13 protein-coding genes, 2 pseudogenes and 1 riboswitch are annotated in these 11169 nt (G+C 72.8%); of the genes and pseudogenes, 13 read left to right on the forward strand and 2 right to left on the reverse strand.

The genetic code is table 11. The annotated features are described in order from the left end of the window. Positions 1-180 precede the first annotated feature (180 nt). The 5 genes from E6U81_RS03070 (at position 181) to E6U81_RS03090 (ending at position 3476) form a co-directional block, all read left to right on the forward strand. A complete protein-coding gene (locus tag E6U81_RS03070) occupies positions 181-738 on the forward strand; it encodes a hypothetical protein (protein WP_136228453.1) in 558 nt (185 codons plus the stop codon). A 179-nt stretch (positions 739-917) separates the two neighbouring features. Further along, the gene (locus E6U81_RS03075) at positions 918-1283 is read left to right on the forward strand and encodes a hypothetical protein (protein ID WP_240803585.1); all 366 of its coding nucleotides are present in this window, start codon (positions 918-920) and stop codon (positions 1281-1283) included. 225 nt (positions 1284-1508) lie between these two features. Further along, positions 1509-1934 carry a nuclear transport factor 2 family protein gene (locus tag E6U81_RS03080; RefSeq protein ID WP_136228454.1) on the forward strand — a complete coding sequence of 142 codons (426 nt, stop codon included), beginning with the start codon at positions 1509-1511 and terminating at the stop codon, positions 1932-1934. Further along, positions 1931-2824 carry an NAD(P)H-binding protein gene (locus tag E6U81_RS03085; RefSeq protein ID WP_136228455.1) on the forward strand — a complete coding sequence of 298 codons (894 nt, stop codon included), beginning with the start codon at positions 1931-1933 and terminating at the stop codon, positions 2822-2824. Before E6U81_RS03080 ends, E6U81_RS03085 begins: the two co-directional genes overlap by 4 nt. A 58-nt stretch (positions 2825-2882) precedes the next feature. Then, positions 2883-3476: a TetR/AcrR family transcriptional regulator gene (locus tag E6U81_RS03090; protein WP_136228456.1), complete on the forward strand. Its 594-nt coding sequence runs from the start codon at positions 2883-2885 to the stop codon at positions 3474-3476. On the opposite strand, the gene E6U81_RS03095 is transcribed toward E6U81_RS03090, so the two are convergent. Beyond that, on the reverse strand, positions 3435-4304 hold the full coding sequence (locus tag E6U81_RS03095) for a type 1 glutamine amidotransferase domain-containing protein (RefSeq protein WP_136228457.1): 870 nt from the start codon (positions 4302-4304) through the stop codon (positions 3435-3437). The two genes, E6U81_RS03090 and E6U81_RS03095, sit on opposite strands and share 42 nt — an antisense overlap. Positions 4305-4465: 161 nt before the next feature. Between E6U81_RS03095 and E6U81_RS03100 the strand changes: the two genes are divergently transcribed. The 8 genes and pseudogenes from E6U81_RS03100 to E6U81_RS03135 all read left to right on the forward strand — a co-directional run. After that, entirely contained in the window at positions 4466-5464 is a 999-nt protein-coding gene (locus tag E6U81_RS03100) for an AraC family transcriptional regulator (RefSeq protein ID WP_136228458.1), read from the forward strand. A gap of 54 nt (positions 5465-5518) precedes the next feature. Further along, a riboswitch (guanidine-III (ykkC-III) riboswitch) is annotated at positions 5519-5580 on the forward strand. Positions 5581-5655: 75 nt separating this feature from the next. Further along, complete coding sequence (locus E6U81_RS03105; RefSeq protein WP_136228459.1) at positions 5656-6135, forward strand: Ohr family peroxiredoxin; 480 nt, start codon at positions 5656-5658, stop codon at positions 6133-6135. Next, the gene (locus E6U81_RS03110; protein WP_136228460.1) at positions 6122-6583 is read left to right on the forward strand and encodes a hypothetical protein; all 462 of its coding nucleotides are present in this window, start codon (positions 6122-6124) and stop codon (positions 6581-6583) included. The genes E6U81_RS03105 and E6U81_RS03110 overlap by 14 nt, the downstream gene beginning before the upstream one ends. A gap of 76 nt (positions 6584-6659) precedes the next feature. After that, positions 6660-6854: a hypothetical protein gene (locus E6U81_RS03115; protein WP_136228461.1), complete on the forward strand. Its 195-nt coding sequence runs from the start codon at positions 6660-6662 to the stop codon at positions 6852-6854. A 119-nt stretch (positions 6855-6973) separates the two neighbouring features. Further along, positions 6974-7249 carry a WhiB family transcriptional regulator gene (locus tag E6U81_RS03120; RefSeq protein WP_240803586.1) on the forward strand — a complete coding sequence of 92 codons (276 nt, stop codon included), beginning with the start codon at positions 6974-6976 and terminating at the stop codon, positions 7247-7249. 59 nt (positions 7250-7308) lie between these two features. Next, positions 7309-8067, forward strand: coding sequence for a hypothetical protein (locus E6U81_RS03125; RefSeq protein WP_136228462.1), 759 nt, complete (start codon positions 7309-7311; stop codon positions 8065-8067). Between the two features lie 109 nt (positions 8068-8176). Continuing rightward, complete coding sequence (locus E6U81_RS03130; protein WP_136228463.1) at positions 8177-9502, forward strand: NAD(P)/FAD-dependent oxidoreductase; 1326 nt, start codon at positions 8177-8179, stop codon at positions 9500-9502. A 172-nt stretch (positions 9503-9674) separates the two neighbouring features. Continuing rightward, a pseudogene (locus E6U81_RS03135) lies at positions 9675-11048 on the forward strand (alkyl sulfatase dimerization domain-containing protein); the annotation flags it as partial. Between the two features lie 15 nt (positions 11049-11063). On the opposite strand, the pseudogene E6U81_RS40770 reads toward E6U81_RS03135, so the two are convergent. Next, positions 11064-11169, reverse strand: a pseudogene (locus E6U81_RS40770) (IS5/IS1182 family transposase); the annotation flags it as partial.

Here is an 11169-nt window from a genome sequence, read left to right on the forward strand (position 1 = left end):
CAAGAACATGGCCGCTGTGGCGCTCCTGCTGACCTGCGCTTTCGTCGGCCGCGACCCAATGTGGCGTCAATCACGGCTCGACGTGGTGCCATTCATGAGCCATTATGGCGTCATGGGTGGCGCGCCCATCGGCCTGGCCTGGTGGGCGTGTTCGCGGGTGGGTGGTCGAGGGGGCGGATCATGGTGACAGTGCGGAGACGGAGCCGGAGTCGGAGTCGGAGTCGGAGTCGGCGGCGGGCGACGCAGCCCGGCGCCATCAGCGCCTTCGTCCGCTTCGTGGTCTGCGGGGGCGGTGTGGGACTCGCCTCCGGCTTCGCCGTGGGTGCCCTCGCCTCCTTCGTTCCCTGGATTCTGGCCAACGCGCTGATCACCGCGGTCTCCACGCTCCTCGCCACGGAGCTCCACGCCCGTTTCACCTTCGGTGCGGGCGGTCGCGCGAGCCGGCGCCAGCACGCGCAGTCGGCCGGGTCGGCGGTGGCCGCGTACGCCGTGACCTGTACGGCGATGCTGGCCCTGCGGCAGCTGGTGGCGGCGCCCGATCCGGTGCTGGAGCAGGCCGTCTACCTGTCGGCCTCCGCCCTTGCGGGCGTCGCGCGGTTCGCGGTGCTCCGCCTCGTCGTGTTCGCCCGGAGCCGCTCGCGCGCCGCGGGTGCCCCCGGCGGTGCCCGCCCGCTGCCCGCGACCGTGTCCCGCGCCGCGGCACCGGCGAACGCCGCTGAACTCTGCCGCGCCGCCTGATCCGTCCGGGCGGACGAGAACACCGGCGCCTCGGTCGGGCAACGGCTCTAAACGATCGCAGGGTTATGCCCAAAAGGTCACTTTCTGCGGCCTTGGGCGGTCGGATAGCAATGACGCGGCGCCTGGCACGGCCTGCCGACCGTCGGCGGCGATCCCAGTGCGCCGGGAAGGAACGTCCAGTGATCCGCACTCGCTACGCCGTTGCCTTGGCCACCATGGCCGTCACTGCGCTGGCCGTCACCGCAAGTCCCGTCTCGGCGGCGCCCGGTGACACGGTGAACATGTGCGCCAGCGCGCTCACCCCGGACGGCTGGGTGGACGTCCAGTGGTGGAACAGCGCCGGGTGCGGCTCCGGCTTCACGCCCAACATGAAGCAGATCAAGGACCTGAGAGGCTACCCCGTCGGCACCCAGGTCAACGCCTGTGCGTCCACGTGGCCGCCCGCCGGCTGGACCATCACCAACACCTACTACTCCAGCGGCTGTCGCTACTCCGCCGTTCCCAGCTTCAACCCCAACACCTGGACGCTGAAGCGCACTTCCTGAGGGCGCGCGGGCGCCGTGGTCGATCCCTCATGCGGTTCGGCCACGGCGTCCGGCTGGGACCCCGGGCCGCGTCCGCTCAGCCGGGCGGGGTCTCGCGCTTGCTAAACGGACTACCGGTCCGTACGCTCGAGATCATACGGACCGATGGTCCGTTTCTTGCGGTCGCCGCGTTCTCGCGGGCCGCCCGGCATCGCTGCCACTTCGAGCGGAACGGAAGCCTTGACCATGACCACCCCCATGACGGCGGCGGAGCTGTACCGCCACAGCCTGCAACTCCTGCTGGCGAAGGACATCCCTGCCTGGGTCGACCTCTGGCACACCGACGGTGTCCTCGAATTCCCCTTCGCCCCCGACGGCTGGCCGCAGCGTCTCGAAGGCAAGGCCGCGGTCGGCGCGTACATGCGCCACTACCCCGACCACGTCGACCTGCACGACTTCCCCGAGGTGGCGATCCATCAGAGCACCGTCCCCGAAACGATCGTGGTCGAGATGCGCGGGGTCGGCCGGCTGGTGAAGAGCGGAACCCCCTACGACATGGCCTACATCGCCGTGGTCACGGTCGAGGACGGCCTCATCACCTCCTACCGCGACTACTGGAACCCCCTCGCCGCGTCCCAGCCGGGCGCCGACTTCACCGGAGCGAACCGATGACGACCACCCAGGCCATCCAGGCCACCCAGGGCGCCCCGGGCCCCCGGGCCGCCCTCGTCATCGGGGCCACCGGTACCACCGGCCGTCGCGTCACCGCCGGACTGGTCGCGGGGGGCCACCTCGTCAAGGCCGCCGGACGGACCCCCGCCCCGCAGCCGGGCACGCAGCCCGTCCGCTTCGACTGGAACGAACCAGCTACCTGGACCGAGGCACTGGACGGCGTCGACCGCGTGTACCTCATCCCACCCACCGGCTCCCCGGACCCCGCCGAGGTCATGCTGCCCTTCCTCCACCGGGCCCGCGCCGCGGGCGTGCGCCGCGCGGTGCTGCTCAGCTCGTCGGCGATCCCCGCAGGCGGCCCTGCCGTGGGCCGGGTGCACGAGCAACTGCCCGACCTGTTCGAGGAGTGGGCGGTGCTGCGGCCCTCCTGGTTCATGCAGAACTTCGCCGGTCCCGCCCCCCACGCACGCACCATCCGGAACGACGGCGCCATCCTCACGGCCTCGGGCGACGGCCGCGTCGGATTCATCGACGCCGAGGACATCGCCGCAGTGGCCGTACACGCCCTGACCGACGAACACGCCCCCAACACCGACCTGATCCTCACCGGGCCGCAGGCGCTGAGCTACGACGACGTCGCCGCGATCATCACCGACGTCACCGGCCTGCCCGTCGTGCACCGGCAGCTGACCTTCGAGGAGCTGCGCGACCGCTGGGCGGCCGAGATACCGCTGGAGTTCGCCACCATGCTGGCGGCCATGGACCGCGCCATCGCCGACGGTGCCGAGGACCGTACCTCGGACACCGTCGAGCGCCTCACCGGGCGCCCCCCGGGCACCCTGCGCGCCTTCGTCGAACGGGAGGTGCGGGCGGCGGCCGCGAGTCACTGACACCGCCCGGCCGAATATCATTCCGGGGGCCGGAGAGGCCGCAGACCGAGGAGGACCCGTGGCCCAACGAGCGGAGCGTACGGAGCGCACCGAGCGCGCGGACGCCCAGCGCAACCGAGAGGCCGTCCTGGCAGCCGCCGACGCTCTCTTCGCCGCCAGCAGCAGCCCCCACGGCGTGTCCATGGACGACATCGCCGCAGCCGCGGGCGTGGGCAAGGGCACCCTCTTCCGCCGCTTCGGCGACCGCTCCGGCCTGATCGCAGCCGTCATCACCTCCCGCCTCGAACCGCTCCGGCGCACGGTGCGGGAGGTTCAGGAAGCAACGGGTTCCGCACCGCGGCAGCAGGTGGCGGACCTCCTCGACACCGCCCTGACCTTCAAGATCGACAACCGGAACCTCATGTCCGCCGCGGAGGACGCCGGGATCAGCAGCCCGTACCAGGCCCAGCACTACGGCTGGTGGCACGAGACCCTGCGTACGGCGCTCGACCGGGTTCCCGGCGTCCACGCCCCGGAGTTCACCGCCCACGCACTGCTGGCCGCCATCCGGGCCGACCTCGTGGCGCACCTGCTCGACGAGCGGAAGATGTCTCCCGAAGAGCTGCGATCCTCACTCGCCGCGCACCTCGACAACGTCCTCGGTGCCGCGTGACCCGGATCCTTCCGCCCGCCCAAGTGATCTGACCCCCGCATCCGGGCGGTCTCGTGCCGAGCGGTCCGCCCTTCCCGCCGCCGCATGCGAGCGGACCAGGGCCAGGTAGTCGGCCGCGAGGCGGTGGCAGTCGCCCGGCCACCGCGCCGAGACGTAGTTGCCGTCCCTGACGGTGAAGCCGCGCCCGGGCCGGGCCGCGGTGTCACGGACGGGCAGGGGCGGTCCTGCCAGGAAGTGCCGCGGGTCGGCGAGGGCCGCCGTGACCTCCTGCTGCACGGTGGTGCGGTAGGTCCGGTAGTAGCGTCCCAGCCAGAACCGGGTGAGGTTCCACCCCGTCAACTCCAGCAAGGAGGTCAGCGCCGTCGTCCGCCTGCCGTGGAGGACCGAGCGCCCCGTGGCGGGATCCTCGGCCCGGGCGGCGAGCAGCACGCCGTGGCAGACGGCCCCCACCGGCAGCCCCTGGAGAATGGCCCGGGCGAACAGCTGCTGGGCGGTGGAGTCCTCGAGCATCGTCCGCATGCCCGGGGCGTGGCCGCCCGGTACGAAGAGGCCCGTGATGCCGGTCGGGTCGACCTCCGCGTAGGAGGAGGGGGCCAGGAAGGACGGGTCCCCGGTGAGGCGCCGGTAGGCGGCCAGCTCGGCGCGACGGGTCATCAGCCAGGGTGACAGCCAGGAGAAGCCGAGGTCCGTGAGCCGGGGGTCGGCCAGTGCGACCTTCCCGCCCGGGGTCGCGAACCGCACCTCGAAGCCGGCATCGTGCAATGCCGCCCAGGGCACCGCCGCCTCGGTGGGGTCGTAGTCGCCTGCGGGGAGCAGGAAGAGAATCACGGCGTACTCCTCTGGTGTCCGAAGGACGACCCTAGGAGCCGCCCGCGGCGCCGTCATTCACCCCCGCGGCCAACGAGTTGACTCCCCGGACCCGGCCCGCCCCGGCGGACCTCCCGCGGATGCCCTTGACGGGTGTGGTGCGCCCGCATTGACTGACGGCCGTGTCCACCGAACGGCCGCCATCCGTCACCGCGTCCTACGCCCTCGCCGTCCTGAGCGCGACCGCCGAGGGCACCGGCGGGTCCGGCCCCTGGGCCCTGCCCACGGACCGGCTGGAGTACGGCGAGATGCGCGCCCTGTGGGACGAGGTGCTCGCCGCGCGGGACGCCGGCCCGCACACCGGCCTCCTGGTCGGCGACCGCATCCGGCCCGACGGCCTGCACATCCTGGGCCACCTCGTCCTCACCTGCGCCAGCCTCGCGGACGCCGCGCAGGCGGCCGAGCGGTACCACCCCCTGATCAGCCAGGCGGGCACGGTCGCCCTGGACCGCCGCGACGGCGTCGGCCGGATCGGCTACCGGCCGACCGTCGGCCCGCCCGCCATGCACCCCCAGCAGGTGGAAGCGGTCGTCAGCAGCATGGTGCGCGCGGCCCGCTGGATCGCCGGCGACGACTGGACGCCCCTGACCGTGTCGTTCGCCCACCCCCGCGCCGGCTCCGCCGAGCCCTACGCGCGCTTCTTCGGCTGCCCCGTCACCTTCGACGCCCCGGACAACGTGATCACGGTCGCCGACGCGGACCTCGACAGGCGCCGCCCCCTCCACGATCCGGCACTCAACGCCCTGCACCGGGCCTACGCCGACCGCCTCCTGCAGCAGCTGTCCGCGGCCGGGACCGTCGCCGAGCGCGTCCGCCAGTGGCTGGAGCGCGCCCCGCTCGGTGACGCGGGCCCCGAGGGTCCCGCGGGGCAGCTCAACCTCAGCGTCCGGACCCTGCGCAGGGCCCTGCACGCGGAGGGCACGTCCTGGCGTGCGCTCCTGGACACCGCCCGCCACGGCCGGGCCAGGCGGCTGTTGGAGACCACGGCCCTGCCCCTGGACCGGATCGCCCCGCTCGTCGGCCTGAGCGGTGCGACGGCCCTGGTCCGGGCCTTCACCCGGTGGGAGGGCATGCCTCCGGGTGCGTACCGCAGCCGGTGCCGGTCCGAGTCCCCGGGGTGAGGAACCGCACCGCGGGCGGGGACCCGGCCGCCCGTACCCGGTGCTAGATTGTCCGGCGGCCGGATCCCAGGCCCCGGACGAGATGCGCCGTACCCGGTTACGCACGACGACGCGCGAGGTGCCGCACGAGCGGCACCGCCCGCTGTCCGCACCCGGGCAGCGTCCTCGTCGAGCAAGATCGGCCGAACGCCATGACCGTGCCACTCACCCGCAGCCTGTACCGGACGACCGCGCACGCCGCCGGGGGCCGCACCGGATCCGTCCGCACCGAGGACGGGCGCCTGGACGTCCGCCTCGCGCCGCCGCGCAAGAAGGTGCCCGGTACCACCAACCCCGAGCAGCTCTTCGCGGCCGGTTTCGCCGCCTGCTTCACCTCCGCGTTCGCCGAGGTCGCCGCAGAGTTCGGAGCGGACGCCTCCGCCGCGCGGGTGGCGTGCGAAGTGGAGCTCGGTACGACGGACACGCCCGCGGGATACGGCCTCGCGGTGTCCGTCACCGTCAGCCTGCCGGGGTGGCGGGCGGCGGACCTCCAGCCCCTGCTGCACCGGGCGGACGCGGTCTGCCCGTACTCGCAGGCGGTACGCGGCAACGTACCCCTGACGCTGCTGGCCGTGGACGACCAGGGCGACCAGGACGGCCCCACCAGCCCCGCCTCCGATGACCGCGCCTGAGCCGGAGCCGCAGCCGGAGCCGGGCCCGGAGCGGGGGGACGGCGTTGCGGTGCCCGAGCGCGGAGCCTGGCTGCGCCGCGGCATCAGCCGCAACGGCGGAGCGCTCGTCGAGGACCGGGACGACGAAGTGGTGTGGCTCCAGGCCGGGCCGTACTACGCCGACAGCCGGGGTTTCGCCGGAACGACCTCATTCGACGGCTCCCAGGTGCGCTTCCACCACCTCACCGGAGAGCCCGGCGACGACACGGGCACCCTCCGGTGGGACGGTGCGAACCTCGTCGAGCGGGGCACCAACCCGAACGGCAGTACCTTCCTGGAGATTTGGACCCCACTGCCCGGTGCGGAGGGCGGCGCCGGCTCCTGGTCCGGCCCGGACCACCACGTGGTCCGCGTCGGCCGGCACGTGGTGCACGTCGATTCCCGTGCGGGGACGTACTGGCGGCTCTGACCGTGGAAGCCCCGCGGCTCCCGGGCCGCGGTGGTTGGGGGCCGCATCCTCCCGGGGCCGGTGTCGTTACCGGGTTATGAGGAAGATCATCACGGGAGCCCTGGCGGCTGCCCTCACCGTCATTGCCGCAGGTACCGCCATGGCGGACGACAACCGGCAGTCTCGCGATGCGCCGGTGGTCGCACTGATCAACATCGGGCAGATCGACGACCCCATGGAAGACGTCCTCGAACACACCCTGAACTTCGGCGACGGGTACAAGCGGGACTGACGGCGGCTACGAGCACACGGCACCGCTTGACCGCGACGATGCATGGACGCTCGGAATCTGGTGATACGCGGGGGAACAGGCGGTCACGACGGACCGCCGCTGCCGGAAGGAACCCGGGCGTGACCGACACCTCCCGTACGGACGCACTCCTCGACTCCCGCCACGACGCGCCGTTCGACGGACCGTGCCGCTCGGGGGCCCGGGACGTCTTCGAGCGGGGCGCCAACGAGCAGGCCGCGGCTGCCCGGGAGCGCGAGGAGGCTGCCAAGGCGGTGTGCCGCCGCTGCCCGGTTCGGCTCCCGTGCCGCCGCCGGGCCCTGGCCGACCGGGTCCCGCACGGTGTGCGCGGCGGCCTCACCCCGGACGAGCGCCACCTCCTGCTGGCACACGGCTGACGGACGCGGTCCGCCGCCCTCCGGTCTGCTGGGCGGCCGGGCCTCCGTACGATCGGCAGATGATCGGACGACCGCCTCCCGCTCCCCGCTCCGTATGCATCGACGTGCCCGACGGGCACGGCGTCATCGAGGTCATCGGCGACGAAGGCGGCAGCCTGCTCCTCCTCGCGGGCGACCCCGCGGTCCTGGAGGCCAACGACCGCTGCGGCAGCATGGGTTGGCTGGCGGCCCGCGCGGGCGCGGGCGGACCCGGGCTCGCCGAGGTCAAGTACCTCACCGAGTGGCTCGGCGCCCCCGGGCTCGTGCCCGATCCCCGTACCGGCCAGGCCGAGCCGCCGGATCCGGAGTGCCTGCGGCCGCTGCTGTCCCTGCTCGCCCCCGGGCGGTACGTGATGACGGCCGGGCTCGCTCCGCACCACCTGCGGGTGGTCCGTCCGCAGGCCCGCAAGGTCCACGGCTGGTACGCGGAGGAGGAGCTCGCGCTGGTGACCACCGACGCCTGGCCGCCCCGCGACCACCGGGCGGTGCGCGGCTACCGCGACCGCATCCGTGCCGGCGGGGCCCTGCCGGCCCTGGTCGCGTTGTTCCCCACCGCCGGGAGCGGTGTGGGCCATCTCCTCGACGGGCACCACAAACTCGCCGCGTACCAGCGGGAGGGGGTGTCTCCACTGGTCATCCGGCTGAGCCCGCAAGAGCCCCGACCCTTCCGGCGTGCCGACCTCGACCGCGCCCGGGCGGCATTCGCCGACGGCGCCCCCCAGCCTCCCGACGACGCGCTGGGGCGGGTCCTGGCCTCCCTGCGGACGGACTCCGTCTGAGCCCGCGGACCGCATAATTCGTCATGTGCCTGACAGTGCCGACGTCAACGGCACCGCACCACTGCCACTCCCATGAACGGCACCACACCCCGAAGGGAGCGATCGGTACATGACCCAGCCCGAGAGCACGGGATACGACTACGACGTCGTCATCAGCGGGGCAAGCCTCGCCGGCAGTGCCGCGGCGATCCTGCTCGCCCGGCGCGGTGTCCGCGTCGCACTGCTGGAACGGCGTTCGGACCCCGACGCGTACAAGGTGCTGTGCACCCACTCCATCACGGCCAACGCCCACCCGGTGCTGGACGAGCTCGGTCTCGTCCCCGCCATCGAGAAGGCGGGAGCCGTACGCAACAAGGCCCGCTGGTACACCCGCTGGGGATGGATCGAGCCGAAGGCCGCGCCCGGCGGCCCCGAGCTGCCGTACGCGTACAACATCCGGCGCAGCACCCTCGACCCGATGATCAGGTCCCATGCGGGCCGGACCCCGGGCGTCGACCTGCTCCTCGGCCACCAGGTGACCGGGCTGGTCCGGGAAACCGGGCGAACCGTGGGGGTGCGCGCCTCGACGCCGCAGGGCGAGCGGGAGATCCGCGCCCGGCTGGTGGTCGGCGCCGACGGCAAGGACTCGGCCGTCGCGAAGTACGCCGGGGTGCCCGGTCGGGAGTACGAGAACGGGCGGTTCGGCTACTTCGCGCACTTCCGCGACCTCCCGCTGCACGGCGGGCTCGGCCACACGTGGTTCCTCGACCCCGACATGGCGTACGCCTTCCCGAACGAGGACGGCGTGACCGTGATCGCGGTGCTCCCCGGCAAGAAGTGGCTGCCGGCCTTCCGGGACGACCTGGAGGGCAGCTTCCTCGCGTTCGTCCGCGCCCTTCCCGAGGCGCCGCCCATCGACTCCGCCGAGCGCGTCACGAAGATCACCGGCACTGTCAACTACCAGCTGAACAGCCGCAGTCCGAAGGCGCCGGGCGTCGCACTCATCGGCGACGCCGCCCTCACCGGCGATCCCCTGTGGGGTGTGGGCTGCGGGTGGGCGCTGGAGTCCGCGCAGTGGCTGGCAGAGGCTGTCGCCCCGGCCCTCACCGGCCGGAGCGACCGCGGCGACCGGCGCAACCCGGGCCACCCGGGCAACCTCGACGCGTCCCTGGCGGCGTACGCGCGCCGGCACCGGCGCAGGCTGCGCGGCCACCAGTACCTGGCCGCCGACTTCGCCAGGGCCCGCCCGTTCAACCCCCTGGAGCGGCTGATGTTCTCGGCGGCGGCGCGCGACGAAGCGGTGGCGCGGCACATGCACCTGTTCGGATCCCGATTGATCTCGCCGCTGAGATTCCTGAACCCCGTGGCAGTGGCCAAGGCTTCGGCCGTCAACCTCAAGCACCGCCGCGCGGCAGCATCGGCGGCGCCCGCGCGCCTGTCGCGAGCGGAGCCGTGACCGAGGCTCCCCTCGGTGGACGTGGCTCCGGGGCATCCGTGGGGGTATATGCCAGATTGTGGCCTTAACGCCCTTGTCGCGGCTCGTCGACGAGTTCGGCCGACCGGCACCCGCTCCCGCGGCGGCCGGCTCGTCGTCCTGCCCGCCACGCCCCTGTGAACGGACGGCACGGATGAGTAGCGCACTGCCTTTCGAGGACACGACCGACTTCGAGAACGCCGACCGCGGCTTCATCGCGGCCCTGACGCCGGCCGTGATCAAGGCGGCCGACGGCCGCGTGGTCTACGACAACGACGCCTACGCCTTCCTCGAGGCCGACTGCCCCGACACCGCCAACCCCAGCCTGTGGCGCCAGGCCCGGCTCTGCGCCCGGCAGGGCCTGTACCAGGTCACCGACCGCGTCTACCAGGTGCGCGGCCTGGACCTGTCGAACATGACCCTCGTCGAGGGCGACCGGGGCGTCATCGTCATCGACCCGCTCATCTCCGCGGAGACCGCCGCCGCGGCCCTGGCCCTCTACCGGCAGCACCGCGGGGACCGCCGGGTCACCGCCATGATCTACACCCACTCGCACGGAGACCACTTCGGCGGTGCCCGCGGGGTCCTCCCGCCCGGCACCGAGGGCGGCGTGCCCGTCCTGGCCCCGGCCGGGTTCCTGGAGCACGCCGTCAGCGAGAACGTCTACGCCGGCAACGCCATGACGCGCCGTGCGGTCTTCATGTACGGGGACCGGCTGCCGAAGGCGCCCGACGGGCAGATCGGCGCCGGCCTGGGCATGACCACCTCCACCGGCACGATCACCCTCATCCCGCCCACCCTCGACATCACCCGCACCGGTCAGGAGGAGACGCTCGACGGCGTCCGCATCGTCTTCCAGCTCACGCCCGGCACCGAAGCCCCCGCCGAGATGAACTTCCTCTTCCCCGACCTGCGCGCCCTGTGCCTGGCGGAGAACGCCACCCACAACATGCACAACATCCTGACCCTGCGCGGCGCCGTCGTGCGCGACGCGCGGATCTGGTCGCGCTACCTCGACGAGGCCATCGACTTCTTCGGCGACGACTACGACGTCGCCTTCGCCTCCCACCACTGGCCCACCTGGGGCCACGCCGACGCCGTCGCCTTCCTCACCGCCCAGCGCGACCTCTACGCCTACCTGCACGACCAGACCCTGCGCCTGCTCAACGAAGGCCACACCGGACCCGAGATCGCCGAGGAGTTCCGGCTGCCGCCCGCGCTGGAGCGTACCTGGCACACCCGCGGCTACTACGGTTCCCTCTCCCACAACGTGAAGGCGGTCTACCAGCGCTACCTCGGCTGGTTCGACGGCAACCCGGCCCACCTGTGGGAGCACCCGCCCGTCGAACAGGCCAAGCGGTACGTCGACATCGCCGGCGGCCCGCAGCAGGCGCTCGCCAAAGCGACGGCGTACGCCGAAGCGGGGGACCTGCGCTTCGCCGCCACCCTCCTGAACCACCTCGTCTTCGCCGACCCCGCGCACGCCGACGCCAGGACCGCGCTGGCCGCCGTCTACGACCGGCTAGGAGTTGTCGTCAAAGTGTCACGCCCACATCAGGAGCGACGCGAGGGTGACGGCTGCTTGGTAGGACTGGGCGGTCTTGTCGTACCTGGTCGCGATGCCGCGCCACTGCTTGAGCCGGTTGAAG

The sequence above is a fragment of the Streptomyces sp. A0592 genome, assembly GCF_004795115.1.
Lineage (GTDB): Bacteria > Actinomycetota > Actinomycetes > Streptomycetales > Streptomycetaceae > Streptomyces > Streptomyces erythrochromogenes.

Coding starts and splice junctions, on each gene's coding strand:
- E6U81_RS03070 (WP_136228453.1), top strand. CDS start 181: ATGGTGACAGTGCGGAGACGGAGCCGGAGTCGGAGTCGGAGTCGGAGT.
- E6U81_RS03080 (WP_136228454.1), top strand. CDS start 1,509: ATGACCACCCCCATGACGGCGGCGGAGCTGTACCGCCACAGCCTGCAA.
- E6U81_RS03085 (WP_136228455.1), top strand. CDS start 1,931: ATGACGACCACCCAGGCCATCCAGGCCACCCAGGGCGCCCCGGGCCCC.
- E6U81_RS03105 (WP_136228459.1), top strand. CDS start 5,656: ATGACCGTGCCACTCACCCGCAGCCTGTACCGGACGACCGCGCACGCC.
- E6U81_RS03110 (WP_136228460.1), top strand. CDS start 6,122: ATGACCGCGCCTGAGCCGGAGCCGCAGCCGGAGCCGGGCCCGGAGCGG.
- E6U81_RS03115 (WP_136228461.1), top strand. CDS start 6,660: ATGAGGAAGATCATCACGGGAGCCCTGGCGGCTGCCCTCACCGTCATT.
- E6U81_RS03125 (WP_136228462.1), top strand. CDS start 7,309: ATGATCGGACGACCGCCTCCCGCTCCCCGCTCCGTATGCATCGACGTG.
- E6U81_RS03130 (WP_136228463.1), top strand. CDS start 8,177: ATGACCCAGCCCGAGAGCACGGGATACGACTACGACGTCGTCATCAGC.